General features: G+C 67.9%; 28 protein-coding genes and 1 riboswitch. Of the genes, 19 read left to right on the top strand and 9 right to left on the bottom strand.

Annotated features, from left to right (window positions below; translation table 11 throughout):
* Positions 1–3: 3 nt before the first annotated feature.
* The 4 genes from ACWF0M_RS14655 to ACWF0M_RS14640 all read left to right on the top strand — a co-directional run bounded on the left by ACWF0M_RS14655 (position 4) and on the right by ACWF0M_RS14640 (position 3,788).
* Positions 4–1,713, top strand: a complete 1,710-nt coding sequence (locus ACWF0M_RS14655; protein ID WP_452236160.1) for a DEAD/DEAH box helicase — start codon at positions 4–6, stop codon at positions 1,711–1,713.
* A gap of 69 nt (positions 1,714–1,782) precedes the next feature.
* Complete coding sequence (locus ACWF0M_RS14650) at positions 1,783–2,004, top strand: hypothetical protein (RefSeq protein ID WP_452236159.1); 222 nt, start codon at positions 1,783–1,785, stop codon at positions 2,002–2,004.
* 15 nt (positions 2,005–2,019) lie between these two features.
* Complete coding sequence (locus ACWF0M_RS14645; RefSeq protein WP_452236158.1) at positions 2,020–2,385, top strand: DUF1304 domain-containing protein; 366 nt, start codon at positions 2,020–2,022, stop codon at positions 2,383–2,385.
* Positions 2,386–2,423: 38 nt separating this feature from the next.
* Complete coding sequence (locus tag ACWF0M_RS14640; RefSeq protein WP_452236157.1) at positions 2,424–3,788, top strand: MFS transporter; 1,365 nt, start codon at positions 2,424–2,426, stop codon at positions 3,786–3,788.
* On the opposite strand, the gene ACWF0M_RS14635 is transcribed toward ACWF0M_RS14640, so the two are convergent.
* Positions 3,778–4,419 carry a LysE family translocator gene (locus ACWF0M_RS14635; RefSeq protein WP_452236156.1) on the bottom strand — a complete coding sequence of 214 codons (642 nt, stop codon included), beginning with the start codon at positions 4,417–4,419 and terminating at the stop codon, positions 3,778–3,780. The two genes, ACWF0M_RS14640 and ACWF0M_RS14635, sit on opposite strands and share 11 nt — an antisense overlap.
* A gap of 735 nt (positions 4,420–5,154) precedes the next feature.
* Positions 5,155–5,283, top strand: a riboswitch (cobalamin riboswitch).
* Positions 5,284–5,316: 33 nt separating this feature from the next.
* Between ACWF0M_RS14635 and ACWF0M_RS14630 the strand changes: the two genes are divergently transcribed.
* From ACWF0M_RS14630 to ACWF0M_RS14605, 6 genes are all read left to right on the top strand, one after another.
* Positions 5,317–5,514: a CbtB domain-containing protein gene (locus ACWF0M_RS14630; RefSeq protein ID WP_131284143.1), complete on the top strand. Its 198-nt coding sequence runs from the start codon at positions 5,317–5,319 to the stop codon at positions 5,512–5,514.
* Positions 5,515–5,519: 5 nt separating this feature from the next.
* Positions 5,520–6,266: a CbtA family protein gene (locus ACWF0M_RS14625; RefSeq protein ID WP_452236155.1), complete on the top strand. Its 747-nt coding sequence runs from the start codon at positions 5,520–5,522 to the stop codon at positions 6,264–6,266.
* Complete coding sequence (locus tag ACWF0M_RS14620) at positions 6,263–6,826, top strand: histidine phosphatase family protein (RefSeq protein WP_452236154.1); 564 nt, start codon at positions 6,263–6,265, stop codon at positions 6,824–6,826. Before ACWF0M_RS14625 ends, ACWF0M_RS14620 begins: the two co-directional genes overlap by 4 nt.
* Before the next feature lie 63 nt (positions 6,827–6,889).
* Positions 6,890–8,050: an alpha/beta hydrolase gene (locus ACWF0M_RS14615; protein ID WP_452236153.1), complete on the top strand. Its 1,161-nt coding sequence runs from the start codon at positions 6,890–6,892 to the stop codon at positions 8,048–8,050.
* Complete coding sequence (locus ACWF0M_RS14610; RefSeq protein ID WP_452236152.1) at positions 8,047–8,418, top strand: hypothetical protein; 372 nt, start codon at positions 8,047–8,049, stop codon at positions 8,416–8,418. The genes ACWF0M_RS14615 and ACWF0M_RS14610 overlap by 4 nt, the downstream gene beginning before the upstream one ends.
* Before the next feature lie 56 nt (positions 8,419–8,474).
* Entirely contained in the window at positions 8,475–8,861 is a 387-nt protein-coding gene (locus ACWF0M_RS14605; protein WP_452236151.1) for a hypothetical protein, read from the top strand.
* A gap of 36 nt (positions 8,862–8,897) precedes the next feature.
* On the opposite strand, the gene ACWF0M_RS14600 is transcribed toward ACWF0M_RS14605, so the two are convergent.
* From ACWF0M_RS14600 to ACWF0M_RS14585, 4 genes are read right to left on the bottom strand one after another with little or no spacing between them, the layout of a single operon-like run.
* Positions 8,898–9,275, bottom strand: a complete 378-nt coding sequence (locus ACWF0M_RS14600) for a VOC family protein (protein ID WP_452236150.1) — start codon at positions 9,273–9,275, stop codon at positions 8,898–8,900.
* A gap of 9 nt (positions 9,276–9,284) precedes the next feature.
* Positions 9,285–9,887 (bottom strand): class I SAM-dependent methyltransferase, encoded by a 603-nt coding sequence (locus tag ACWF0M_RS14595; RefSeq protein ID WP_452236149.1) that lies wholly within the window; start codon positions 9,885–9,887, stop codon positions 9,285–9,287.
* Positions 9,888–9,920: 33 nt separating this feature from the next.
* The gene (locus ACWF0M_RS14590; RefSeq protein WP_452236148.1) at positions 9,921–10,769 is read right to left on the bottom strand and encodes a fumarylacetoacetate hydrolase family protein; all 849 of its coding nucleotides are present in this window, start codon (positions 10,767–10,769) and stop codon (positions 9,921–9,923) included.
* 10 nt (positions 10,770–10,779) lie between these two features.
* On the bottom strand, positions 10,780–11,484 hold the full coding sequence (locus tag ACWF0M_RS14585) for a GntR family transcriptional regulator (protein WP_452236147.1): 705 nt from the start codon (positions 11,482–11,484) through the stop codon (positions 10,780–10,782).
* A gap of 123 nt (positions 11,485–11,607) precedes the next feature.
* On the opposite strand from ACWF0M_RS14585, the gene ACWF0M_RS14580 reads away from it, so the two are divergent.
* From ACWF0M_RS14580 to ACWF0M_RS14540, 9 genes are all read left to right on the top strand, one after another.
* Positions 11,608–12,693: a sugar ABC transporter substrate-binding protein gene (locus ACWF0M_RS14580; RefSeq protein WP_452236146.1), complete on the top strand. Its 1,086-nt coding sequence runs from the start codon at positions 11,608–11,610 to the stop codon at positions 12,691–12,693.
* The gene (locus ACWF0M_RS14575; RefSeq protein WP_452236145.1) at positions 12,690–13,778 is read left to right on the top strand and encodes a mandelate racemase/muconate lactonizing enzyme family protein; all 1,089 of its coding nucleotides are present in this window, start codon (positions 12,690–12,692) and stop codon (positions 13,776–13,778) included. The genes ACWF0M_RS14580 and ACWF0M_RS14575 overlap by 4 nt, the downstream gene beginning before the upstream one ends.
* The gene (locus tag ACWF0M_RS14570) at positions 13,775–14,911 is read left to right on the top strand and encodes an ABC transporter permease (protein WP_452236144.1); all 1,137 of its coding nucleotides are present in this window, start codon (positions 13,775–13,777) and stop codon (positions 14,909–14,911) included. The genes ACWF0M_RS14575 and ACWF0M_RS14570 overlap by 4 nt, the downstream gene beginning before the upstream one ends.
* Complete coding sequence (locus ACWF0M_RS14565) at positions 14,908–15,903, top strand: ABC transporter permease (protein WP_452236143.1); 996 nt, start codon at positions 14,908–14,910, stop codon at positions 15,901–15,903. The genes ACWF0M_RS14570 and ACWF0M_RS14565 overlap by 4 nt, the downstream gene beginning before the upstream one ends.
* Positions 15,900–17,417, top strand: coding sequence for a sugar ABC transporter ATP-binding protein (locus ACWF0M_RS14560; protein ID WP_452236142.1), 1,518 nt, complete (start codon positions 15,900–15,902; stop codon positions 17,415–17,417). The genes ACWF0M_RS14565 and ACWF0M_RS14560 overlap by 4 nt, the downstream gene beginning before the upstream one ends.
* Positions 17,414–18,253 (top strand): amidohydrolase family protein, encoded by an 840-nt coding sequence (locus ACWF0M_RS14555; protein ID WP_452236141.1) that lies wholly within the window; start codon positions 17,414–17,416, stop codon positions 18,251–18,253. The genes ACWF0M_RS14560 and ACWF0M_RS14555 overlap by 4 nt, the downstream gene beginning before the upstream one ends.
* Before the next feature lie 57 nt (positions 18,254–18,310).
* Positions 18,311–19,426 (top strand): ImmA/IrrE family metallo-endopeptidase, encoded by a 1,116-nt coding sequence (locus ACWF0M_RS14550; RefSeq protein ID WP_452236140.1) that lies wholly within the window; start codon positions 18,311–18,313, stop codon positions 19,424–19,426.
* Positions 19,427–19,436: 10 nt separating this feature from the next.
* Positions 19,437–19,943, top strand: coding sequence for a hypothetical protein (locus ACWF0M_RS14545; protein WP_452236139.1), 507 nt, complete (start codon positions 19,437–19,439; stop codon positions 19,941–19,943).
* Between the two features lie 119 nt (positions 19,944–20,062).
* Positions 20,063–20,941: a phosphotransferase family protein gene (locus tag ACWF0M_RS14540; RefSeq protein ID WP_452236138.1), complete on the top strand. Its 879-nt coding sequence runs from the start codon at positions 20,063–20,065 to the stop codon at positions 20,939–20,941.
* 131 nt (positions 20,942–21,072) lie between these two features.
* Here ACWF0M_RS14540 and ACWF0M_RS14535 read toward each other — a convergent pair whose 3' ends face one another.
* Genes ACWF0M_RS14535 through ACWF0M_RS14520 form a run of 4 tightly spaced genes read right to left on the bottom strand, consistent with a single transcriptional unit; the run spans position 21,073 to position 24,799 of the window.
* On the bottom strand, positions 21,073–22,149 hold the full coding sequence (locus ACWF0M_RS14535) for a DNA polymerase IV (RefSeq protein ID WP_452236137.1): 1,077 nt from the start codon (positions 22,147–22,149) through the stop codon (positions 21,073–21,075).
* Positions 22,150–22,167: 18 nt separating this feature from the next.
* Positions 22,168–22,989, bottom strand: coding sequence for an ABC transporter permease (locus tag ACWF0M_RS14530; RefSeq protein ID WP_452236136.1), 822 nt, complete (start codon positions 22,987–22,989; stop codon positions 22,168–22,170).
* Positions 22,986–23,798, bottom strand: a complete 813-nt coding sequence (locus tag ACWF0M_RS14525; RefSeq protein WP_452236135.1) for an ABC transporter permease — start codon at positions 23,796–23,798, stop codon at positions 22,986–22,988. Before ACWF0M_RS14525 ends, ACWF0M_RS14530 begins: the two co-directional genes overlap by 4 nt.
* Positions 23,795–24,799, bottom strand: a complete 1,005-nt coding sequence (locus ACWF0M_RS14520; protein WP_452236134.1) for an ABC transporter ATP-binding protein — start codon at positions 24,797–24,799, stop codon at positions 23,795–23,797. Before ACWF0M_RS14520 ends, ACWF0M_RS14525 begins: the two co-directional genes overlap by 4 nt.
* Between the last annotated feature and the right edge of the window lie 153 nt (positions 24,800–24,952).

Below are 24,952 nucleotides of genomic sequence, written 5' to 3'. Positions count from 1 at the left end.
ACTATGGCGGCTCGCCGCCTCACGTCTACAACCACGTCCAACCAGTCCACCTCCCAGACCCGCAAGCCTGCCGGCGACAAGCCGGTCAGGGACGCGCGGGCCGGGCAGGGACGGCCGCGTCGCCGTCGCCGGTCGAGCGCCGGCGGCAGCCAGCAGCCCGCCGGCACCGACCAGCAGTTCGAAGTTGCCATCAGCAACGATGACGAGGTGACCGAACCGGTTGCCCCCGACAACCGCAGCTTCGCCGAACTCGGCGTACCCGCTCGGCTCGTCGCCAACTTGGCCGCGGCCGGGGTGGAGAAGCCGTTCCCGATCCAGGCGGCCACTCTGCCGGATTCGCTGGCCGGCAAGGATGTCCTCGGTCGCGGACGCACCGGCTCGGGCAAGACGTACGCCTTCGTCCTGCCGGTCCTCGCGCGGCTCGCGACCAGCGGCACGAAGCGCCGTCCGAACCACCCGCGCGCGCTGATCCTCGCTCCGACCCGTGAACTCGCGACCCAGATCCAGGCCTCGATCACGCCGCTCGCCGACGCGCTCGGCCTGAACTCCATGACGATCTTCGGCGGTGTCGGTCACGGCCCGCAGATCACCGGCCTGCGCAAGGGCGCCGACATCGTCGTCGCCTGCCCAGGGCGGCTCGAGGACCACGTCAAGACCGGTCACGCGAAGCTCGGCGCCGTCGAGATCACCGTGCTCGACGAGGCCGACCACATGGCCGACCTCGGGTTCCTCCCCGCCGTACGCCGGATTCTCGAGGCAACGCCTGCCACGGCGCAGCGGCTGCTGTTCTCCGCCACGCTGGACGCCGGCGTCGACGTCCTCGTACGGCGCTTCATGACCGACCCGGTCACGCACAGCGTCGACTCCGCGCGCTCGCCGGTCTCCCAGATGACGCACCACGTCCTGCACGTCCAGCCCGACACCCGGCTCCCGGTTCTCGTCGACCTGACCGCCGCACCGGGCCGCTCGCTGGTGTTCACCCGGACGAAGTACGGCGCCAAGTCGCTCACGAAGAAGCTGATCGCCCAAGGCGTCCCGGCCGTCGAGCTGCACGGCAACCTGTCCCAGGGCGCCCGTACGCGCAACCTCGAGGCCTTCTCCGACGGTACTGCGAAGACGCTGGTCGCCACCGACATCGCGGCCCGTGGCATCCACGTCGACAACGTGACGCTGGTGATCCACGCCGACCCGCCGATCGAGCACAAGGCGTACCTGCACCGCTCGGGCCGCACCGCCCGCGCCGGCGCCGAGGGCACCGTCGTCACGCTGATGACCGACGAGCAGGTCCGGGACGTTCGCGACCTGACCCGCAAGGCCGGTATCGCGCCGAAGGTCACCAAGCTCGGCGCCGACCACCCGCTGCTCGCCGAGCTGGCCCCGGGCGAACGAACCTTCGTCGAGCCGACGGCCAGGCCGGTCCAGCAGGAACGCGTCGTGGGCTCGGGCGGCAGCGGATCGGGCCGAGGCTCCCGCCGCCGGCGCGCTTCGGGCCCCGCCCAGCAGGCGACTGGCAAGCAGTCAGGCCAGAAGGCTTCCGGCCAGGCGACTCGTGCGGCAGGTGGCTCGCGGAATTCCGGTCGCTCCAAGGCTCGCGCCGGCTCGGGCGGCCCGAAGAGCTACAGCACGAGCACTCCGGGTTCGGCGGCTCGTCCCGCGGGAGCCGCTGCGTTCTCCGCAGGCTCGCGCGCCGGCGGCTCGCGCCGAGGTCGCTGACCCACTGAACGGCGCTTCTGTCGGGTTACGGTTCCACTGCTGGTGCCGTGACCCGACAGAGAGGTACTGATGCGGATCCGTACGGTCCTGAACGACCTCGCGCCGGACGCGCTCGGCATGACCGACTCGCACGACCACCTGTTCTTCCGCTCGGCTGCACTCCCCGGCCAGGAGCTGCACGACGAGGCGGCAGCCGTTGCCGAGGTACGGGCGTTTGCGGACGCGGGCGGCCAGGCGATCGTGTTCCGGAGCAATCCAGCGCGCGCCTTCGCGGCGGATTGGCGAGCGTAGCGGTACGTTCCCCGCATGAGCGTGATCGCGCAGATCTTCGTCGGTATTGCGGGTGTGTTCCATGTGGTCGTGTTCGCCATGGAAAGCGTGCTGTTCCGGAAGCCGAGCACGTACAAGCGGTTCCTGGTGAAGGACACCGAGGTCGAGACCGCTCGGCCGTGGGCGTTCAATCAGGGCTTCTACAACCTGTTCCTGGCGATCGGTGCGCTTGGCGGGCTGATCTGGGGTGGCGACAAGGGCCACGCCATCGCGCTCTTCGCCTGCGCGTGCATGGCCGGCGCGGGCATCGTGCTCGTCGCCTCCGATCGCCGGATGGTTCGTGCTGCCGCCACCCAAGCTGTGCCGCCGCTTCTCGCGCTCGTTCTCGCCGCGGTTCTCTAGTTGACTTAAAGCGCAGTTGAGCAACGATGGTCGTCGGCATGACCGTCGTTGCCGAGCCCCCTGTTGAGACGGGCGGCGTCCTTTCACCGAAGTACCGTGCACTGACCGTCGGGATGGTCGCGCTGATCACCCTGGTCGCGTTCGAGTCCCTGGCGGTCGCGACCGCGATGCCGACTGTTGCGCAGGCGCTCGACGGCCTTCCGCTGTACGCGCTCGCGTTCGGCGGCCCGCTCGCCTCCGGCGTGGTCGCGATGGTTGTCTCCGGCACCTGGAGCGACCTGAAAGGACCGACCCGTCCGCTCTGGCACGGTACGGCGTGGTTCCTGGCCGGCCTGTTGATCGCCGGTCTGGCGCCGTCGATGGAGATCCTCGTCGCGGGCCGGATCATCCAAGGTTTCGGCTCCGGCCTGCTCACGGTCGCGCTGTACGTCGTCGTGGGTCAGCTGTACCCGGCCCGCCTCCGCCCGCGGATCTTCGCCGCGTTCGCGACCGGCTGGGTCGTACCGTCCCTCGTCGGACCCGCGATCGCCGGCCTCGTCGTCGAGCACACGAGCTGGCGGATCGTCTTCCTCGCCGTACCGGTGATCGCGATTCCGGCCGCACTCGTGATGCGTCCCGGTCTGGCCCGTGGCAGCGCGTACGACGTACGTCCGGGGAAGTTGTGGGACAAGCGGGCACTGTGGGCAGTCGCGGCTGCTGTGGGTGTTGGGCTGCTGCATTACGGCGGACAGCAGCGTGGTGTCCTACAGATCGGGCTGCTCGTGGTCGGTCTGGCTGGGGTGATCGCGTTCGGGCCGCGGCTGCTGCCATCCGGGACGTTCGCGTTCGGGCGCGGGCTGCCGTCGGTGGTCGCACTGCGCGGGCTGGTGGCGGCGTCCGGGTTCGGCGCGGAGGTGTTCCTGCCGTTGATGCTGACCCGGGAACGCGGCCTGTCGCCGGCGCTCGCCGGTCTTGTGCTGACGGTCAGCGCACTGAGCTGGTCCGCCGCGTCCTGGTATCGCGGCCGGCCGAACCAGCCGTTCTCACACGCCGTCTTCCTGCAGGCCGGCATGCTCGCGATCCTGGTCGGCATCGTCACGGCGGCGCTGACCCTCAACCCGGACGTCCCGGTGCTGGTCGGCATCCTCGGCTGGAGCTTGACCGGTCTGGGTATGGGGACCGTGTTCCCGACGCTGTCGGTGCTGGTCCTGGAGTACTCCGAACGCGACGAGCAGGGCGCCAACAGCTCTGCCCTGCAGCTCAGCGACTCGTTGTCGACAGCAACAATCCTCGCGATCGGGGGATCGTTGTTCGCGGCAATGGAACCGCACTCCGCGGTGCTGGCGTACCTCGTCGCCTTCGGCCTCCCCGCGTTGCTCGCACTCCTCGGAGTACCCGCGGGCCGACGTACCGCTACTCCTTAGACCCTGTCACCGCGATGCTCGCGCCGAGGCCGATGATCATCAGGCCGCCCGTCCCGCCAACCAGCTCGAGCCGGCGCGGCGAACGAGCGAACCACTCGCGCGCCGTTCCGGCCACGAACGCCCACACGCTGTCCGAGCCGAGCGCGATCACGATGAAGATCAGCCCGAGCACCAAGATCTGCGCCCACGCCGGCGCCCCAGCCCCCTTGTCGACGAACTGCGGCAGCACAGCCGCAAAGAACACCGCCGTCTTCGCATTCGTCACCCCGACCAGGAACCCCTGCCGGATCGTCCGCCGCGCAGTGCTCGGCCTCGCCGTACCCTGCATCGCCTCGACCAGCGACTTCCGCGAACGGAACGCCTGTACGCCGAGATAGATCAGGTACGCCGCCCCGACGAGCTTCACCACGGTGAGCGCGATCGCACTCGCAGCGATCAACGTCCCGAGCCCGACCGAGATCCCGCCGAGCAGGACCGCCGCGCCCAGCGTGTTCCCCACCATCGTCAACACGGCCTCCCGCCGCCCCACCGCAAGCGCCCGCCCCACAATGAACAACACGCTAGGCCCCGGGACAACGATGATGATGAACGCAGTAATCGCAAACGCAAACAAGTGCTGAGCGGACGGCATCCCCCAAGGATAGATGCGACCAGCCGCTCGGCGCCCCGGGTTTCTGGAGGGTCTTCCCGCGCCCGCCGCCACACCGAAGGTTGGATAGCCGGCTCTTGTGACTGAGGTGTGGGTGGTCGACGGGTTCCAGGGCGGTGCCGGGCTTGGTGTGATGTGCACGCTCGACAGGACATGTCGGGTGGCCGGGTAGTGCACCTGAGCGTGAACGTGCCCGCGTGTACACCGTCTCGCCGGTGCACTACCTGTCGACCTTGCACATCACCCCCGCCCGCAAGCCGCCACGCCACTACCAACCCGATCACCCAGCCGGCACCACCACACCCCCACCTCGGGCACAAGAACGGATATCCCCTCGAATGGTGGGTTCTCCCCTCTAACACCAACAGAGAAGCCACAACACCATCGGATATCCCCTCGTGTGCGCGGGCTCTTGTCGCGCTCGGTCCGGGCCGTTCGGTGGGACGGTTCACCGGGCGGTGCATACCGGGTGCGGTGCGTGCGAGCCGCGCGTGCGGTGGTGTGGTGCGGTGGGGACTGGGGACAGGCGCTGGTGGGTGGGGACAGGAAATGTCGGGTTCCTGCACCCCATGGCCTGTCTCAAGTCCCGCATACCGCCACCAACACGCACGCATCGGGCCGAAGCGTCAGATAACCCCTGACGTGGTGTCCACACTGCGTGGGCTCGGGTGGGATAGGTCACCGGCGCGCCGTGGTGCGTTGACCGGGGGGTGGGCGGGCCCCTACGGTTCGAGGGTCAACCTGCGGTGCCATGAGGGAAGCCGGTGAGAAGCCGGCGCGGCCGCGCCACTGTGATCGAGTTTCGGCTCGTAAGTCAGGACGCTCGGGCACTCGCAGCCTTTCTAAGGGGACGCGCACTTCCCCAGGAGGTCAAGTTCAATGGCAGCTCCTGCCCAGTCGGTCGCCGTACCGGCTCTCTCTCCCAAGCTCCTTGCCGCCGCGCTGCTCAGCGTCGGCCTGATGCTGTTGCTCGCGTATCTGGTCGGGTTCGACCAGGGTGCGGTGTCCCGTTCGGGGATGTACCTGCACGAGCTGATGCACGATGGTCGCCACCTACTCGGCGTGCCCTGCCACTAGATCAGATGCGCACCTTTGGATCGCTCCTGGTGCGCGGACTGATCGTCGGACTCTTCGCCGGCCTGTTGGCCGGAACGTTCGCCTACGCGTTGGGCGAGTCGCGTGTCGACGCCGCGATCGCGATCGAAGAGGCCGGTGCCGCGCACACCCATGATCATGACCATGCTGTGCAGGCGGAGGAGGAAGAGCCGCTGGTCAGCCGTGAAGGCCAGAAGGCCGGCTTGTTCCTCGCTACCAGCCTGTACGGCGTTGCGCTCGGCGGACTGTTCGCCGTCGCGTTCACGCTGCTCCGCCGCAAGCTCCGGACCGGGAACGACGCGTACGCCGCGCTCGGACTGGCCGCGGCGGGTTTCGTCGGCATCGTGCTGGTCCCGTTCCTCAAGTACCCGCCGAATCCACCGGCGGTCGGTGATCCGGACACGATCACGCGCCGTACGGTCACGTATCTCCTGACGCTCGTGATCGGCCTGCTCGCGGTCTGGGCCGGTGTCGCGCTGTCCCGGTGGGCGGCGCGGTACGGCGAGGTCGCCCGGCTCGCGGGCGGTGTCGTCGGGTTGGTCGTCACCGTGGTGGCGGCGTACCTGATTCTGCCGCGAATCAACGAGGTTCCGGAGACGTTCCCCGCTACGCTGCTGTGGCAGTTCCGGTTCGCCTCGCTCGGTACGCAGGCGACGCTGTGGCTCCTGCTCGGATTCGGGTATGCGGTCGCGGTGGACCGCCGGCCGATCCGATCGAAGGTGGCTGCCGCTTGACCGCACCACCCCAGGCGCTGACCGTGGTCGCGCATGCCCTGACGCCCGCGTTGCGCGGACTCGTGCTCGGTGGTGACGCCGAGCCGGATCCGTCGAGTGTCGAGGCTGCGCGCGAGCTGAAGCTGTCCGCTGATGTCGTGTACGCCGGGCCGGAGCAGGCCGCCGTACGCACGGCCGACGTACTCGGGTTCGACCCGGTGGTGGAGCCCGCGCTGCGGGACCGTGAGTACGGCGACTGGACCGGGCGCGGGCTGGAGGAGCTGCTCGCGGCCGAGCCGTCGCAGGTGGCGGCGTGGCTCGAGCGGCCGCACACCGCCACGCCTGGCGGCGGCGAGACCGAGAACGACGTACTCGCGCGGGTCGCCGACTGGCTGGGCGATCTGGCGGCGCGCGAACACGGCTCCGCGCTGGCGATCGTCCATCCGGCGGTCGTCCGCGCGATCGTCCTGTACGTCGTCGACGCGCCGGCCGAGTCGCTCCGACACGTCGACGTACGCCCCCTGGCCACCGTCAACCTCTCGTACCACTCCGGCAACTGGTCACTGGCCTTCGTACCTTAGGCCTGACAAACTGCGGTTGGCTCGGTTGCACGCCCAGGTGACCGGCTGTCACGGGGAGTCACGATGACTGAGTCCGACCTGCTTGCCGAACGATTCCGCGCCAACCATGCCGTGCTTGTCGCGGCTCGCGACCGCCTGCAGGCCGCGGTTGACGCCGGCACTGCGAGTGACGACCAGCGGAAGCGGCTGGACACCGTCAAGGACCTGCTCACTCCGGTCAAGACGACGTCGGTGGATGCCGAAGGCAACGTCGTCGAGGTGGAGCGGCCGCGGCAGTTCTACGCGGTGGACCCCGAGGGGAAGGGCCGTGCGGTCGAGGTCCTCGGCGATCTCCAGGCGGCGAAGAACGTCGCGGTGCTGGTTCCGGGGATGGGGAACAGCCTGGACACGTTCCGCGGGCAGTCGGACCGCGGCGACCTGATCAAGCAGGAGGCCGGCCCCGGTACGGCGGTCGTGGTGTGGCTCGACTACGACTCGCCGCAGGGTCTGGTGCAGGCCGCGAGCAAGGATGCGGCGATCGCGGGCGGGCCGCCGCTCGCGGAGTTCCTGGACGAGGTCGACGAACTGAAGGCCGAGGACGCGGACGTCACGCTGGTCGCGCATTCGTACGGCACCGACGTGGCCGCGCAGGCGGTGATGGCGGGCGCCCGACCGAGGCGGCTGGTGATGACGGGCTCGCCGGGAATCGCGAAGTACGTCGACGAGGCCGCCGACTTCGTGCAGCCGCCGACCCGGCTGTACACCGAGCGCGCGCCGGGGGACTACGTCTCGTACTCCGAGTGGCACGGACCGGATCCAGCGAACTTCCCGGACGGGATCCGGATGGCGACCGCTGATCCGCGGGCCGGCGACGACCCGGTGTCGGTGCACTGGCACAACGAGTACTACCGGCCGAACAGCGAGGCGCTGCGCAACATCGGCCGCGTGGTCCGGGGCGACCTGACCCACATCACGACCACGAACACGAGCCGATCCGCCGAGACCAAGCTCCTCCTCGGTACGTCGTGGGGCGGCCCGCTGAACGCTGTCGCCGGAGCGGCGTCCAAGGTGTACGACGGAGTTGTGGCCCTCACCAAACCGTCGAAGGAGTCGGCCGGAGCCGCCGCCGGACAGGCTGCTCCGAGCCGGTCGAACGGTGCGGGCCGGGCGAACGGTACTGGCCAGACAAACGGTGCGGGCCAGACACACGGTGCGGGACGGGGCTCGGAAGGGCGGCGGCGATGACAGGCGAGCGGGAGTTCCTGCGGAGCGAGTTGCTGGCGGTGGCGGAGGCCGTCGTACCTGATCAGCGGCCCGTCGTGACGCACGATCCGGGGCCGGTGAATCCCGGCGTATTGTTCGACGGGCGCGGGACGGCCACGGTCTCCAGGGTCACCGTCGAGACCGGCAACCCGCGGTCGCCGGACCCGGCGGCGGCCGTCGAAGCCGCGGCCGAGGCGTTGCGCGCCCGCGGCTGGACCGCGGACGTCGTACCCGAGGAGAACGGTCATTTCCGGGTCGCCGCCACCCGGGACGGCTTCGATGTCGCGGTCCACGCGTGGGCGACGGACTGGCGGATAGCGTTCACCGGGGAGACACCGGTCGTTTCCTGACGATCGAAACGCGGCGTGACCTCGCGAGGGTTGGCCGGACGGTGTATCACGGAAGCGTGACCTTGACCGAAGCTCGCAACCACCTCCGCTCGGAACTCCTCGCGGTGGCGGCAACCGTCGTACCCGGCCAGAAACCGGCGGTGACCCAGGACGTCGGTCCCGTCGACCAAGGCGCCCTCTCCGACGAAAGCGGGCCGGAATCGGTCTGCACGATCACCGTCGAGACAGGCGACCCGACCACCACCCCGGACCCCGAGGCGCAGATCGGCTTCGCCGCCGAAACCCTCGAGTCCCGCGGCTGGAAGGTCACCGTCTCCGAACCCGCCGACGGCCGCCACGAACTGACCGCCCGCCGCCAGGGCTACGACCTCACCGTGACCGCCCAGAACACCGACTGGCGCCTGACGTTCACCGGCCAGACACCGTACGTCGACGATCTGTAGGAGCCTGCCAGATCCTGACACCACCGCGGGCAACGTTCAGCTCGTCGCGGCGCGTTCGGTGGCGCTGCGGAGGACGCAGAACTCGTTGCCTTCGGGGTCGTGCATGACCACCCAGCCGGTGCCGTCCGGGTTGCGGTGGTCGTTGGCGATCGTGGCGCCGAGGGTGAGAAGCCAGGCGACTTCCTCGTCGCGGGTGGTGTCGGGTTCGAGATCCAGGTGGCCGCGGTTCTTGACGACCTTCTCGTCGTTGTTCTGTTCGAAGAGCACGGTGAGACCGTCGGACTCGACCGAGGCGTACGGGTCGCCGGGATGGTCGTCGTCGGGGCGCTCGGCATTGAGGACCTGCAGCCAGAACCCGGCGATCTCGTAGGGGTCGTGGGCATCGAACGTCACCGTACGCACGCGAGAAGTCATGGGCAGAGGTTACTTCCGCAACAGCAGCCGGTCGTCGGGAATTTCGGAGTCCAGGTACGGCGTGAAGCCCGCCGCGACCGCGAGCTCGGTGAGGGCCGACGCGGTCCACCGGTGGACGTAGATGTTCATCGGATGGCCGCCGTAGCCGGACGTCTTGTGAGTCGACTCCTCGCCGACATGGAAACCCATCAGGAGGATGCCGCCGGGTGCCAGCACCCGGTGGAACTCGGCGAACGCCTGCGGGACGACGTCGCGGGGAAGGTGGATGATCGACCACCACGACACGACGCCGGCGACCGAGTCGTCCGGTACGTCGAGCGCGGTCATCGAGCCGACCCGGAACTCGAGCTCCGGGTGGTCGCGGCGGGCGACCTCGATCATCCCGGGCGAGAGGTCGATCCCGACGACCTGCAGCTCGCGCGCAGCCAGCAGCCCGGTCGTCCGCCCCGGCCCACATCCGACATCCAGCACCGCCTTGGAGTCGCTGGGCAGGAGGCCGGCGAAGAGGTCGAAGGCAGCGTCTTCCCATTCGGCGCCGGTCACGACGAGTTCGGCGTACGACACCGCGACGTTGTCGTACGAGCTGCTGATATCGGCGAGGAAGTCGGTCACCCGGCCGACTCTAAAGCCGGCCGGGGACAGTTTTCAGGCCTTGCCGAGGGACTGCTTCTGGCGGCCGAGGCCGTCGATCTCCAGCTCCATCGTGTCGCCGGGCGACAGGTACGGGAACCGGCCGGAGAGCGCGACGCCTTCCGGCGTACCGGTGTTCACGATGTCGCCAGGGCTCAGCACCATGTACTGCGAGAGGTCGCGGATCAGCGCGGCGACCGAGAAGATCATGTCGGCCGTGTTCGAGTCCTGCCGCGGCTCGCCGTTCACCCACGAGCGCAGGTTCAGGTTCGTCTGGTCCACCTCGTCGGCCGGAACCAGCGACGGCCCGAGCGGGTTGAACGTCTCGCAGCACTTCCCCTTCGACCACTGGCCGCCGGAGACCTCGATCTGGAACGCCCGCTCGGACACGTCGTTCGAGACGGTGTACCCGGCGACGCAGGCGAGCGCGTCTTCGTCGGTCTCGACGTACCGCGCCTCCTTGCCGATCACGACCGCGAGCTCGACCTCCCAGTCGGTCTTCGCGGAGCCGCGTGGTACCAGCACGTCGTCGTACGCGCCGACGACCGTGTTCGGGTGCTTGAAGAAGACGATCGGCTGCTTCGGCGGCTCGGCGCCACCCTCGGCCGCGTGGGCCGCGTAGTTCATGCCGATGCAGACCACCGCGCCCGGCCGTGCGATCGGCGCGCCGACCCGCAGGCCCTCGGTGTCGGCGACCGGCAGCTCGCCGGCTTCGAGCGCGGCGCGGGTGCGGGCGATGCCGTCGGCGGCGAGGAAGGCGCCGTCGATGTCTCCAGTGAGCGGGCTCAGGTCGTGAACGGTGCCGTCGGCGGCGCGCACGTACGGGCGCTCCTCACCGACCGCGCCCAGGCGTAGCAGTTCCACAAATGTCTCCCTAGGACGGATCAGCCTTGTCGAAGATGGGCCGCAGCCTGGCGCGGGAGGCCTCGATGTGCGACCGCATCGCCGCGGCCGCCTCCTCCGGGTCGCCCTTCCGGACGGCGGTCACCACTACCTTGTGCTCTCGCAACGCCTTCGTCGCGATGCCGCCACCGTAGTACAGCCGGAACAGGTGCAGGTGGCAGTGTGTCCGCTGGAAGGACAGCCGGGCGGTGTCGTTGCCGGCCAGCTCCAGAACCAGGTCGTGGAACCGCTGGTCGTGCGCGGCCATCGCCCGGTAGCTCTCGTACGACGGACGGTCCGGTACGTCGGTGTAGCTGAGCATCTCCGCCTTGAGCCGGGCCAGGTCGTCGGCGCCCGACCGCTCGGCGGCGCGCCCGGCCGCCCACGGCTCGATGTGCAGGCGGTACTCGAACAGGTCCTCGAACTCCTCGCGGGTCAGCCGGGACGACACCCGGTACCCGCGCAGCGGCTCCTTGATCACCAGGCCGTCGGACTCCAGCCGGGCCAGCGACTCCCGGATCGGGGTCTGGGAAATGCCCAGCTCACGGGTCAGTGCGTCGATGTTCAGCCGGGTGCCCGGCTCCACCACGCTGTCCATGATCAGGCCCTTGACCGTCTCGTAGACGTCGTCACTCAGCACCTGTCGCTGGGGCAGGCGGGCGAGCTGACCCGCCAGGCCCACGTGCGCATCAGTCATGTCGCTCCTCCCGGGAAGCTCACATTCTGCCGGACGTCATCGTTACCTCGACGAGTCTTGACGGCTCCAGTGTGAGGGGGCAGCATCGGATTCGCAATATCCTATAGGATCTGGAGCCGCCCCATGAACCTCACCATCCGTCGGACCGTGCTGTGCCTGGCCACGGTCGCGCTCGCAGCCGGCTGTACGACGAAGAGCGCCAACGAGTCCAGCGGTACCGGTACGGGCGACGGCGCGTCGACGTCGGCGTCCTCGGGACCGGTGACGCTGAAGGACGGCTCCCAGGTCAAGCTGGCGCTGATCCCGGGCGGCGCGCACCCGTACTTCCAGCCGTGGAAGACCACCGCCGACCAGGACAAGACCGAGTTCAAGCTCGGTGGCGTGACGTTCAACGAGACCGGCGAGTGGGACCAGGGCAAGCAGAACAACGTGATCAACTCGCTGGCCGCGCAGGGGTACAACGCGTTCGGCATCTTCGGGGTGTCGCCGACCGACATCAACTCGACGTTCGAGGACCTGAAGGCGAAGGGTTTCGCGGTCGGTTCGCTGGCGTCCTGCCCGGCCGGTGACACCAACTCGGCCGACTTCTGCCTGTCCACGGACGTCGAGACGGCGGCGTACAAGGCGGCCAAGGCGACCATCGAGGCGATCGGCGGCCAGGGCACGATCGTGCACCTGACCGGCAACAACGTCGACTCGAACACCCAGCGCCGGATCGCCGGCGTGAAGAAGGCGATCGCCGAGACCGGTGGCAAGGTCACCGAGCTGCCGGTGATCACCGATATCGACAAGGACCTCTCCACCGCACAGAAGGCGGTCGCCGACCTACTCGCGTCCAAGGGTAAGGAGATCAAGGGCATCGTCACCACCGCGTACAACCCAGCCGTGGCCGCCGCCGACGGCGTTGCCAGCAGCAAGCTTCCGATCAAGGTGGTGGCGATCGACGACGACGCCAAGATCTTGGCCGGCATCAAGTCCGGCGGTGTCGCCGCCACGGTCACCCAGAACCCGGTCGGTCAGGCGTACGTCGGCGGCTGGCTGCTCGCCCTGCTGCAGTCGAAGCAGTGCACGATGAAGGACCCGGGCGTGATCGTGGACTCCGGGTCGTTCGTGGTCACGAAGGCCAACGTCGACACGTACGACGACGAGCGCAAGGCGAAGACCAAGGAGCTCCAGTCCGAGTTCGTCAGCCACCTGAGCTGCCAGTGAGCACGATCACCAAGGCCGACGCGTACCTGGTCGACCTTGAGGTCGAGACAGTCCGAACCGACGCGGTACAGGCGTTCCTCAAGCAGGAGACGATCTTCGTCTCTTTGTCGACATCCGATGGGCTGACGGGGCTCGGGTATTCGTACACGATCGGCACGGGCGGCACCGCCGTACTGGCGTTGCTGCGGGACCACCTGTTGCCGCGACTCGTCGGCAAGGATGCGCGGAACGTCGAAGGGATCTGGTCGGACCTGTTCTGGTCGACGCACGCTACGACGGTCGGTGCGATCACTTCACTCGCTCTGGCTGCTGTAGACACCGCGCTGTGGGACCTGCGGTGTCTGCGGGCCGGTGAGCCGTTGTGGCGGCTGGCTGGTGGGTACAGGCAGCAGGTGCCGCTGTACGACACAGAAGGCGGCTGGTTGCACCTGACAACGGATGAGCTGGTGGCGGGTGCTCTCGCGTCGCAGAAGGCCGGCTGGCCCGGTGTCAAGCTCAAGGTCGGCAAACCGCGTGTACACGAGGATGTGGAGCGGCTGCGGGCAGTGCGGGACGCAGTGGGTCCGTCGCTGGACATCATGGTCGATGCGAACCAGTCCATGACATACCCCGAGGCTCGTCGTCGTGCTGCGGCGTTCGAGGCAGTGAATCTCTCGTGGTTCGAGGAGCCGTTGCCTGCCGACGACGTGACCGGCCATGTTCAGTTGGCGTCGTCCACCTCGATTCCGATCGCTGTGGGGGAGTCGCTGTACTCCGTCTCGCAGTTCCGGGAGTACGTCGCTTCCGGTGGCGCCGGGATCGTGCAGGTGGACGTGGCGCGCATCGGTGGGATCACGCCGTGGTTGAAGGTCGCGCATCTGGCGGAGACGTTCAACCTGGAGGTGTGTCCGCACTTCCTGATGGAGCTGCACGTCAGCCTGACCGCCGCGGTGCCGAACGGGCGGTACGTCGAGCACATCCCGCAACTCCGGGCGATCACGCGATCGGAGATGGCGGTGGTCGACGGGCATGCGGTAGCGCCCGACGTACCGGGTCTGGGGATCGACTGGGACCCGGACGCCATTGACGATCGGCGGGTCGGATGAGCGTCTCCTCGACCGCCACCGAGGCGCTGCAAGAGGACGCGCCGGCTGCTGAGGTACGCCGTCCGCCTTGGTGGGCCAACCAGCGGATCGGGTTGCTGATCCTGGTGGTACTGCTCTCCGCGCTGTTCGGCGTACTGCGGCCGGCGTTCTTCAACCAGCAGCTCGTGGTGTTTCCGTTGCTGCGGGACATCGCCATGTTCACCGTGGTCGGGCTGGCGCAGTTGTGCGTGCTGTCGATCGGCCACATGAACCTGGCCGTCGGGCGGATGGCCGCCTTCTCGATGATGATCACCGGCATCTCGTACGACCTGTGGCATTTCGGTCTGTACGCCGGATTGCTGGTCGGACTCGTTGCCGGTACGGCGATCGGCGCGCTGGCGGGATGGGTGATCGCCCGGACCGGGGTGAACTCGTTCGTGGTGACGCTGGCGCTGGACTTCCTGCTGCTCGGGCTGATTCCGCTGGTGTACACGGCGTTGACGGAAAACGCTGCATTTGTGACCAAGCCGGCCGGGATGCGGGAGCTGCGCAACTACTCGCTGGCTGATGTCTGCGTGGGGAATGTGTGCGGGTCGCCTGCGGTACCGCAGCTGGCGATCTTCGCGGTCGTCGCGATGGCGGTCGTCGGGTGGATCTACGCGCGGACGCGGCTCGGTCGTGAGCTGCTGATGACGGGCTCGTCGGTGCGGGCCGCTGAGTTGTCCGGGATCCCGACGGCGCGGCGGGTGATCGTCGCGCACGCGATGTCGGGGTGCCTCGCGGCGCTGGCCGGGTTCATGCTCGCCGTCTCCACCGGGTCGATCAAGGCGACGATCGGCGAGGAGTTCATGCTCCCGTCGTTCCTCGGCCCGATCCTCGGCGGCACGCTGCTGGCCGGCGGGTTCGTCTCCATCTGGGGCACGCTCCTCGGCACCGCGCTCACGACAGTCATCCGCAAGGGTCTGGACCTGCTGGGCGTGGGCCTCGAAAGCCTCAACATCTACCTCGGCCTGATCCTCCTGGTCGCCTTGTCCACCGACCGAGTACGAACCCTCCTCTCAGAACGCCAGTCCCTCACCCCAACCCACCGCCCCACCGCGCCGCCGCCGCCTCCACCACCAGCGGAGGTTGAACAGGAAGGGCGTCGGCTATGAACCGCTTCGTTCGTTCGACCGAGATGACTCTGCTGGCCATCGGTGTCGTGTTCTTCGTGTTCCTGGTGATCGCGTCGAACGGAGACCTGCTGTCGGCGAACTCGCTGCGCGTGTTGCTGCAGTTCCTCGCGGTGCCCGTGCTGATCGGCCTCGCGCAGATGGTCGTTCTGGCCGTGGGGCAGCTCAACCTCGCCGTCGGAGCGATCGGCGGCTTCGCCGCGGCCGCGACGGCCGTGCTGATGGCCGACCACGGCGTACCGGCTCCGCTCGCGTTGCTGATCGGGTTCCTGCTCGCGGCGGCCGCCGGTCTGGTGAACGGCGTGCTCGTGGTGCTCACCCGGATCAACGGCTTCATCGTCACGCTCGCGACGATGACCATCCTGCTCGGGGTGCAGTACCGCCTCGTCGGCACCCGCACCGTCGACGCGTATCCCCAAGGATTGAAGAACTTCGGGTCGTCCGCCCTGTTCGGCGTCCTCCCCTGGATCTTCATCGTCGCTCTGATCGTCGCGGGCGGTCTGTCCGTCCTGCTGCGCCGTACCGTCCCCGGCCGGCAACTGCTCGCCTCCGGCGGAAACCCGATTGCCGCGCGTCTTTCCGGTATTTCCAACGATCGATCGGTGATCATCGCGCACACGCTTTCCGGCGCGGTACTCGGCGTCGCCGCGATCCTCACCGTCGCGTCCTCGCCGGGCGTGAACAAGAGCATCGGCGGCGACTGGCTGCTGCCGTCCTTCGCGGCGCCGATCATCGGCGGCGCGTTGCTCACCGGCGGGTCGGCCGTCGTACTTGGGACCGTCCTGGCCGCGTTCATCGTCCGGTTCGTCGACACGGCGCGGGCGGAGTTCTCGCTCGAGCCGTCCTGGGTGAACTTCGTCGTCGGCACGGTCGTCCTCGGATCGGTCGTCCTCGGCCAGGTCCGGAGCCGTCGGCAACAACGAAGTACGGTCGTGAAAGCGCCGGACGCGACCGTGGCGGGAGGTGCGGTATGACGCTGTTCCAGGCCGAGAACGTGGTGAAGGTGTTCCCCGGCGTACGGGCGCTGGACGGCGTGGATCTCGCCCTCGAAGCGGGGTCCGTGCACGCCCTGCTCGGTGAGAACGGGGCCGGAAAGTCGACGTTGATCAAGGTCGTCACCGGGCTGTACCGGCCTGACGGCGGACGGTTGCTGCTCGACGGCCGCGAGGTGTCGTTCGGGTCGCCGCACGAGTCAGCCTCCGCGGGCATCGGCGTCGTACACCAGGAGCGCAACCTCATCCCCGGGTTCACCGTCGGCGAGAACATCCTGCTGCAGAACCTCCCGACCTCCCGCGGCCTGGTCGATCGCGCCGCGATCCGGTCGGAGGCGTCGCGTTGGCTGGCCGAACTCGAGCTCGACATCGATCCCGACCAGCCGGTGACGGAACTGTCCGTCGCGCAGGCGCAGCTCGTCGAGATCGCGAAAGCGTTGTCGATCGAGAGTCGCGTGCTGTTGCTGGACGAGCCGACCGCCTCGATCACGCCGAACGAGGCCGCGTTGCTGTTCCGCGTCGTCGAGAAGCTGAAGAACGACGGGCGCGCGGTGCTGTTCGTGAGTCACAAGCTGGAAGAGGTCTTCCAGATCTGCGACACGGTAACCGTCCTCCGTGACGGCGCGTCCGTCTTGACCGGCGGTGCGTTGGCCGACCTCACACGCGACGAGGTCGTCGACCTGATGGTTGGCCGTACCCACGAGGCGCTGTCCTTGCCGCCACGAACGGTGGATGCTTCTGCGGAACCGCTGCTGGAGCTCCGAGGCGTGAGTACGGCGACCGGGCACGTCGGCGTGGATCTTGCCGTACGGCCAGGAGAAATCGTCGGACTGTACGGTCTCGTCGGCGCCGGGCGCAGCGAGCTGGCGAAGGCTCTGCTCGGGCTGGACCGGATTACCGGCGGCGAGGTCCGTGTCCGCGGCACAGCGGTACGGATCCGGAACGTGCGGGACGCGCTGCGGAACCACAAGATCGGCTACGTGACCGAGAACCGCAAGGAAGAAGGCGTTTTCCTCGAGCAGTCGGTGAGCCGGAACATCGCGGTGACGATCTGGGACCGGTTGCGGAAAGCGCTCGGATACGTGCCGGCGAAGGCCGAGGCCGCGACCGTCGCGACGTACGTCGAGCAGCTCGGCATCCGGATCGCCTCGCCCGAGCAGTCCGCCGGAACGCTGTCGGGCGGAAACCAGCAGAAAGTTTCCTTGGCGAAATGGCTCGCGGCGCAGACCGAGATCCTGATCATCGACGAGCCGACGGTCGGGATCGACGTCCGGACGAAGGACGCTTTCCACACGCTGATCTGGGACCTCGCGGCCAACGGGCTGGCGATCCTGCTGATCACGTCCGACCTGCCGGAAATGATCACGCTTGCCGACCGGGTCCTGGTGATGCGCGACCACGCCGTACAAGGTGAACTGCCGAACGATCACGACTACGACCGCATGAGCCAGCAAGTCATCCGCCTCATCCACGCCGAGGGGACCACCGCCGCATGAGCCGAGTCGACGCGCACCACCACGTCTGGGATCTGACCGTTCGCGAACAGTCGTGGATGGTCGGACCGGAGCTGGACCCGATCCGGCGCAACTTCTCCATCGACGACCTCGTCCCACTCGCCGCGGCCGCCGACATCAGCGCGACCGTACTCGTGCAGACCGTCGGCCTGGTTGCGGAAACAGTAGAATTCCTGGAGATTGCCGCTGGCAACGACCTCGTGGCCGGGGTGGTCGGGTGGGTCGACCTGACCGCTCCCGACGTGGCCGACACGCTCGCATCGCTCCAGGCCCGTCCGGACGGCGCGTACCTGAAGGCGATCCGCCACCAGGTCCACGACGAACCCGATACCAGTTGGCTACTGCGTCCCGACGTACAACGCGGTCTGACTGCAGTCGCCGAGGCCGGCCTCGCGTACGACCTCCTCACGAAGACCCCACACCTCCCCGCCGCAATCGAGACCGCCCGCAACCTGCCGCAACTCACCTTCGTCGTCGACCACATCTCCAAACCCGTCATCGGCGAACCGCTGGACCCGTGGGCAACCCAACTCCGCGAACTGGCCGCCCTCCCCAACGTCACCTGCAAACTCTCCGGCATGGTCACCGAGGCCGACTGGACCACCTGGACCCCGAAAGACCTCCAGCCGTACGCCGACACCGTCCTGGAAGCCTTCGGCCCCGACCGAGTCATGTTCGGCTCCGACTGGCCCGTCTGCCTCCTCGCCGCGTCGTACGCCGACGTAGCGCAAACCGCCGAAACCCTCACCTCACCCCTGACCCCAACCGAACAAGAAGCCATCTTCAACACCACCGCCACCCGCACCTACGACTTGTAAGGGTCTTGCCCACGAGCGGCTGTTGGGATTTTCCCAATTCGGGGCTATCCTCGGTGTATGAGCAGCATCGGAGGACGTGTGCACGAGCGCATCGCATCGGCTCTCCCGGCGACTCGGCAGCGAGACATCGCCGAGCAGATCGGGATGACGCCGGATGCGTTCTCCCGTGCGCTCAACGACAAGCGCGCGTTCTCCTCGATCGAGCTTTCGATGCTGGCCGAGCTTCTTGACGCGGATCTCCATTGGCTGATCACCGGCAAGGCCGATCCGCACGGTGTGCGGATCGCGGCTCGGCACGAGTTCGACCGCGTGACCGGCGAGCACAGCGTCCCTGGCCGCGAGCAAGACGACCAGGAGTTGGCCAATGTCGCGCTCGCCTATCGGCAGGCATATCCAGACGCAGGGCATCCATCTGCGGCTCTTCCGATGTCAGCAGGTGAGCTCCGCGAAGCGCTAGGCGACGACTTCGTGCGCCGGATTGCCGATCGCGTCGAGGAGCGGCTGGACGTGGACGTCGTACGGGTAGCCGGTCTGACGACCGACTACTCCTTCACCGTCGGTGGCCGGCACGTCATCCTCCTGGCCGCCCGGGCTAACTGGTTCCGCAGCAACTGGTCTGTCGCGCACGAGTTGGCCCACCTCGCCCTGCGCCATCACGATGTCGAGGATGCCCAGGGTGGCCAGGAGGCAGCTGCCAACGCCTTCGCTGCTGAATTGCTGCTGCCGAGGTCGGTCCTGGGTGCCGTTGACTGGCGTGCCAGCAGTCCGCCCGAGCTGGCCCAGTTCGTGTGGGACGCAGGCGTGTCCTGTGAGGCGCTCGCGACGCGGCTGACCAGTTTGCAACTCCGAGTGTCCCCCCGGGTGCGGAAGCTCCTGGATGGTTCCACTCAGCGGCTGCTGCGGGAGCATTTGAGCGAGGTCGCTGGGCCGGCCGCGACCAGCGGTCAATTCGCTCTGCCGATCGACCTGATCACGGAGCGTATGAGTGCTTCGGCAATGCGACGGTTCCCCCTGTCGTTGCAGGCCGCCCATGTTCGGCGGATCGCAGTCGGTGAGATCTCGCCGGGCACGTTGGCATGGATGTTGGATACCGCCGAGGAGGACCTGGTCGTGGATCGACCGACCCCGGTGCACGAGTCCGTCGACTCTCTCGCGTCAGCGCTCGGCCTCTGAGCGCTGACGCGTGAGCCTGTTCTTTCCGGACAACACCGTCCTGATCAACTTCGCCATCGTCAGTCGGGTCGATCTCCTCGAGAAGCTTGCCAACGGCAACGGCCGCTGGTGTCTCTCGGTCTCGCAGGAGTGTGCGAAATCGGCCCGCGTCGATGGCCTGGCGGCGCTCAACGGAGTGCGTGACTTCCTTGGCGAGCCGCTCGAACCCACGCCGGCCGAGTTGCTGACCACCAGGGTGCTGCGGGATGGCATGGCCGCGCCTGGCGACCGGCCGACCAAACACCTGGGCGAGGCCGAGACGATTGCCATCGTCACGAGCCGCGGCCTCCATTCCACGGCGGTCTTCATCAGCGATGACACCGGCGCCCTCATCCACGCTGAGGTTCACGGTCTCAGGGTCGCCGATACGTGGGATTTGCTTGACCTTGCCGAACGTGTAGGCATGATCTCCGGCGCGGAGCACGCGCGGTATGTGGCTGCGCTGGAGTCCGCCGGCCGGCGCAGGCCGAGGCGCTGAGCCACCGCGCCATGGAGCTTCAGGTCGTTCAGCGGGGAGCGGGGGCGTTTCAGCGGTCGTTGAGCGCCGCCGAGATCGCGGCGGTTTGCCAGCGGGCGTTTGGTGGTGGTGTGGTACCAGTGAGGGCGGTCGAGCTGGGGTTCGCCGGATACAACAGCGTCTATCGGGTGGAGCTTGGTGGACGGGATGCCCCGGTGATTCTGCGGGCGGCGCCGGAGGATGCGGCGCAGTTCGGGTCCGAGGTGCACCTGATGCGGAACGAGTATGCGAGCGTTCCTTGGCTGACGGCGATCGCGCCGTTGATGCCGCAGGTGCTGGCCGTGGACTGGTCGCACGACGTCATCGACCGGGACTGGATGATCCAGACCTGCCTGCCCGGAATCCCGGCACCGGAACACCTCGGCCGGTATCCGCGGTCCAGCCGTACGACGTTCTTCCGCCAACTCGGCGCGATCACCCGGACCGTGCACGACGTACGCGGCCCGTACTTCGGTCGCGTGGCCGGACCGTCGTACGCGCGCTGGAGCGAGGTCGTGATCGCATCGTTCACGCAGATCGCCGACGACCTGGAGCAGGCGGGTCTCGACGCCGCAGACGTACGAACGGCCGCCGAGCTGGCTGCACAAGGGCGCGCGAAGCTCGACGAAGTACGCGAGCCGCGGCTCCTGACGGGCGACCTCTGGACGGTCAACACCCTCCTCGCCGCGAACGCGCCCGAACCGCTGATCACCGGCGTACTGGACTTCGACCGCACCGAGTTCGGCGACCCCGCCGCAGACTGGACCATCCGCATGGCCCAGGCGAAACCCGACGAACGCGAGTCCTTCTGGCAGCCGTACGGCCCCTTGAACCAAGCCCCCACAGCACTCTGGAGAGCCAAAATCTACGAGGCCCGCCACCTCGCCGCCATCCGCCTCGAACGCCACCGCCTAACCAACCCCAAACCCCTCCACGAAAGCTACGCCACGATGGCCGAGGTCCTCGCTCAACTCGCCTGAGCGATCCGCCGGCTGGCTGAGTAGGTGCGCCAGGAAGCCCCCCGCAGCACGAACGGGCCCGCGATCGCCGGAGGTTGGGTCACGTCGGCCGCTATATAACTTTCTTCAGCCAAAGTTATATAGCGGTTCGTTCAGGCGTCGGTTGGGACGAATTCGACGCGGACGCCTAGGAGGCGGATGGGGCGGGTCAGGGGGAACTTTTCGAGGAGGGTCAGGGCTGTGGTGGCTATTTGGTCGGGGTCTTGGGTGGGGGACTTCAGTTTGCGGCTTTTGATGGGGGTGTAGAAGTTGACGAAGCGGACCTTGACCGAGACGCGTTGGATGGTGCGGCCCTCGGCTACTACCTCGCGGGTGACCTCGAGGGCGATGCGGTGGAGTTCGCGTTCGACACTCGCACGGTCGGCGAGGTCCTCGGGGAAGGTTTCCTCGTGGCTGCGGGAGACGGGTTCGCGGGGTACGTCGGTGACCTCGGTGTCGCCGAGGCCGCGGCCCAGGGCGGCGTACCAGGTGCCCATTTTGGGGCCGAAGCGTTTCTTCAGCACGTCGAGGTCGGCGGCGGCCAGTTCGGCGACCGTCTGCACCCCGAGTTCGCTGAGGTTGCGTTCCATCCGGGGGCCGATGCCCCAGAGGTCGCGGACGGGGCGGTGGTCCATGACCTCGCGCCAGTTGGCCGCGGTGAGGCGGTAGATGCCGGTGGCGGGGCCCGCGCCCTCGAAGGGTTCGGCGTGCGAGCGTTCGTGTTTGGCGAACCCGGTCGCGAGTTTGGCGTGGGTCTTGTTGTCGCCGATGCCAACGCAGCAGGTGAGCCCGGTCCGTTCCACCACGGCGTCGCGCAACTGGGCGGCCAGCGCTTCCGGGTCGTCGGTCTCGGCGCCGACGAAGCACTCGTCCCAGCCCCACACCTCGACAACGACCGGAAACGACCGCAGCGTGTCCATCACCTCGGTCGACGCCGCGTCGTACGCAGCCGGATCCGACGGGAGGAAAACGGCTTCCGGGCATTTCTTGTACGCCGCCCGCACCGGCATCCCGGAATGTACGCCGAACGCGCGGGCCTCGTACGACGCGGTGGCGACCACCTGCCGTGGCTGGGTCGGGTCGCCGGACCCGCCCACCACGACAGGCAGCCCACGGAGCTCAGGCCGCCGCCGGATCTCGACGGCCGCGATGAACTGATCCATGTCCACGTGCAGGAGCCACCAGCTCATAGCTGACAGATAACCACATCAGCTGGACGCGCTGGAGTACGTCAGCAGACCGCGCCGCCACACCAACCGGACCAGCAGCATCGCCACCACCGCGAGCCCGACCCCGACTGCCACGGTTCCCCAGCCGAGATCGCCCGCCAGGGCCCGCACCGGGAACGTCGTCGCGAAGGCCACCGGGAACGCGAACGTCAGGAACGTCCGTACCGCGCCTGGGAAGAACACCAGCGGGTACCGCCCGGCCTCCATCAGGCTCAGGAACACGAACCCGATCGGGTTCACCGACTGCAGCCAGAACGCCAGGAACGACATCGCCGACCACACCGCGGTGAGCAGCACCAACCCGGTGCCGACGAGTACGACGGACTGCACGATCTGCCCCGCTCCGGGCTTGAGGTCGGCCTGCACGAGCCCGATCACCAGGACGACGATGCCGCTGGCGACGTTCGTGAGCTCCGCGACGTTGATCCACCGCAGCGTCAGGTAGAACTGGCTCGACACCGGCCGCAGCAGGACGCCGTCCAGCTCGCCCTCGGTGAGGTACGTCGTCATCCGGTTCAGGTTCGGCGCGACGAACGTCGCCAGCAGCCCGGTGACGATCTGGAACACACCGACCAGCGCGATCACCTCGGCCCGCGTCCACCCGTGCACCTCGGACGTGAAACCGAACAGCAGCAGCGTCGGCACGATCCCCAGCCCGAGCTGCACCAGCCCGACGAGCAGCGTGGTCAGGAAATGCGCACGGAAATGAGTTTCCCGCACCACCGCCTGCGCGAAGAACCGCCGCCACAACCGTGCATGCCGCCACTGCTTGTGCCACCAGGTCCGATCGAGTGTCCTCATGCGCCCACCGCCGAGTACGCGCGGATTCCTGCGGACCACACGAGTCGGGCGATCGCCGCGAACACCACGACGTACCCGAGCTGGAATCCCAACCCTGCAAGGAGTTCGGGCCCGGTCAGCTGACCCGCGACGATCTCGACCGGGAAGGAAACCGTGTACCGGAACGGCTGGTGGTCGACGAATCCGCGCGACCATTCCGGCATCAGCGCCAGCGGTACGACGGCACCTGACAGCACGCTCGCGATGATCACGCGCGCCTGCACGAGGGCGCTCACATCGTCCATCCAGAACGCCAACGACGCGATCAGGATGTCGATCGTGAACACCAGCATCGCCCCGAACAGGATGCTGACCGCGAACAGCGCCCAGCGCCCGACGCCGGCCGGGAGGTTCATCGAGTCGCGGAAGATCCACCACACGATGCCGATCATCGGCACCAACGCGAACAGCTTGAGGAACTTCTCCGACAGGTTGTTCGCGACGAAACTCGACAGCAACGACGCCGGCCGGATCATCCAGCTGGACAACTTCCCCATCCGGATGTCCTGCGCGAGGAACCCTGCCATCCAGGACGAGGTCGCCATCGTGACGAACCCGAGCAGCACGAAGTACGTCGTCACGTACCGCTCGTCCACCGGCAACTGGGCACCGCTTGCGAGCGCAGTCCGCCAGATCAGCAGCGAGATGATCGGCATGCAGATGTTCGCCAGCATGAAGATGATCCACGCGCCGCGGTACACGGACTGCTGCGCGATATCGGCCGCCGTCATCCGCCGTACGACGCGAAGGTTGCGGACGAATGCGTTCACGACGCGTCTCCCAGCGTGCTGCGGTGCTGGAACAGGTCACGCATGATGTCCTCGATGTCGGCGTCCGCGACGTCGAGGTCGACCAGCGGACCGAGTCGGGTCAGCTGCTCCATCACGAATCCGGCGCGCTCCCGATCCGCCTGGAGCTTCACCGTCGGCCCGGACACCTCGACCGCGGTCACACCGTCCAGCCCGGTCAGCCGATCCGCCTCGACCGGCGTCGCGTACGTCGCGCGCACGAGCTTGCGCGGTTGCGCCGTACGGACGAGATCGTCGAGACCGCCGTCGAACTGGAGCCGGCCGTGGTCGATGATCATCACCCGCGAGCAGAGCGCCTCGATGTCGTCCATGTCGTGGCTGGTGATCAGGATCGTCGTACCGCGGAGCCGGTTGACGTCGGCGAGGAACGAGCGGACCCGGGCCTTCGCGACCACGTCGAGACCGATCGTCGGCTCGTCCAGGAACAGGATTTCCGGCCCGTGGACGAGCGCGGCCATCAGTTCGAGCTTCATGCGTTCACCGAGCGAGGTCTTGCGGACCTGCACGTTCAGGAGGTGCTCGACCTCGAGCAGTTCGGCGAGTTCGGCGACGTTGTGGTCGAACTCCGCGGTGGACAGGCCGTACATGTCCTTGTGCAGCAGGAGGCTTTCCATGGCCGGCACGTCCCACCACAGCATCGTCTTCTGGCCCATGACGAGCGCGATCCGGCGCAGGTAGTCGTGCTTGCGATCCGACGGCGTGTGGCCGAGCACCTGCAGGTCGCCGGAGGTCGTGTAGAGCAGGCCGGAGAGCATCTTCAGCGTGGTCGTCTTGCCGGCGCCGTTCGGGCCGAGCAGTCCGACGACCTCACCGCGGTCGATCGAGAAGGTGACCCGGTCGACGGCGAGCCGCGTCTCGTACTTGCGTCGCACCAGGCTCTTCAGCGCACCGCTGAGGCCGGCGCGCTGCTGGTGGAAGGTGTAGGTCTTGGTCAGATCGTGTGCCGCGATGACAGACGTCACGAAGCAACACCGCCTTCGAAAGTGTCGGTTGATTGCAGGACCGGGCAGCACCACCGCGCAAACGCGCAGAGCGCAGGACGATCACCGAATCAACCGATATCTCGGCGAGGTGTCGACATCGCTCCCTGTGGGTCCTTCCGACGTGCGGCTGCC

This window comes from Kribbella sp. NPDC055110 (assembly GCF_053607525.1).
Note: the sequence above shows the minus strand (reverse complement) of the source record. Positions and strands in the feature narration are given on the sequence as shown.

Bases quoted from the DNA above. Each gene is read 5' to 3' on its own strand.
- ACWF0M_RS14600 (WP_452236150.1), bottom strand. From the start codon at position 9,275: ATGACTTCTCGCGTGCGTACGGTGACGTTCGATGCCCACGACCCCTAC.
- ACWF0M_RS14625 (WP_452236155.1), top strand. From the start codon at position 5,520: ATGCGCACCTTTGGATCGCTCCTGGTGCGCGGACTGATCGTCGGACTC.
- ACWF0M_RS14645 (WP_452236158.1), top strand. From the start codon at position 2,020: ATGAGCGTGATCGCGCAGATCTTCGTCGGTATTGCGGGTGTGTTCCAT.
- ACWF0M_RS14550 (WP_452236140.1), top strand. From the start codon at position 18,311: ATGAGCAGCATCGGAGGACGTGTGCACGAGCGCATCGCATCGGCTCTC.
- ACWF0M_RS14615 (WP_452236153.1), top strand. From the start codon at position 6,890: ATGACTGAGTCCGACCTGCTTGCCGAACGATTCCGCGCCAACCATGCC.
- ACWF0M_RS14635 (WP_452236156.1), bottom strand. From the start codon at position 4,419: ATGCCGTCCGCTCAGCACTTGTTTGCGTTTGCGATTACTGCGTTCATC.
- ACWF0M_RS14555 (WP_452236141.1), top strand. From the start codon at position 17,414: ATGAGCCGAGTCGACGCGCACCACCACGTCTGGGATCTGACCGTTCGC.
- ACWF0M_RS14640 (WP_452236157.1), top strand. From the start codon at position 2,424: ATGACCGTCGTTGCCGAGCCCCCTGTTGAGACGGGCGGCGTCCTTTCA.
- ACWF0M_RS14560 (WP_452236142.1), top strand. From the start codon at position 15,900: ATGACGCTGTTCCAGGCCGAGAACGTGGTGAAGGTGTTCCCCGGCGTA.
- ACWF0M_RS14570 (WP_452236144.1), top strand. From the start codon at position 13,775: ATGAGCGTCTCCTCGACCGCCACCGAGGCGCTGCAAGAGGACGCGCCG.
- ACWF0M_RS14585 (WP_452236147.1), bottom strand. From the start codon at position 11,484: ATGACTGATGCGCACGTGGGCCTGGCGGGTCAGCTCGCCCGCCTGCCC.
- ACWF0M_RS14535 (WP_452236137.1), bottom strand. From the start codon at position 22,149: ATGAGCTGGTGGCTCCTGCACGTGGACATGGATCAGTTCATCGCGGCC.
- ACWF0M_RS14530 (WP_452236136.1), bottom strand. From the start codon at position 22,989: ATGAGGACACTCGATCGGACCTGGTGGCACAAGCAGTGGCGGCATGCA.
- ACWF0M_RS14580 (WP_452236146.1), top strand. From the start codon at position 11,608: ATGAACCTCACCATCCGTCGGACCGTGCTGTGCCTGGCCACGGTCGCG.
- ACWF0M_RS14565 (WP_452236143.1), top strand. From the start codon at position 14,908: ATGAACCGCTTCGTTCGTTCGACCGAGATGACTCTGCTGGCCATCGGT.
- ACWF0M_RS14655 (WP_452236160.1), top strand. From the start codon at position 4: ATGGCGGCTCGCCGCCTCACGTCTACAACCACGTCCAACCAGTCCACC.
- ACWF0M_RS14650 (WP_452236159.1), top strand. From the start codon at position 1,783: ATGCGGATCCGTACGGTCCTGAACGACCTCGCGCCGGACGCGCTCGGC.
- ACWF0M_RS14630 (WP_131284143.1), top strand. From the start codon at position 5,317: ATGGCAGCTCCTGCCCAGTCGGTCGCCGTACCGGCTCTCTCTCCCAAG.
- ACWF0M_RS14610 (WP_452236152.1), top strand. From the start codon at position 8,047: ATGACAGGCGAGCGGGAGTTCCTGCGGAGCGAGTTGCTGGCGGTGGCG.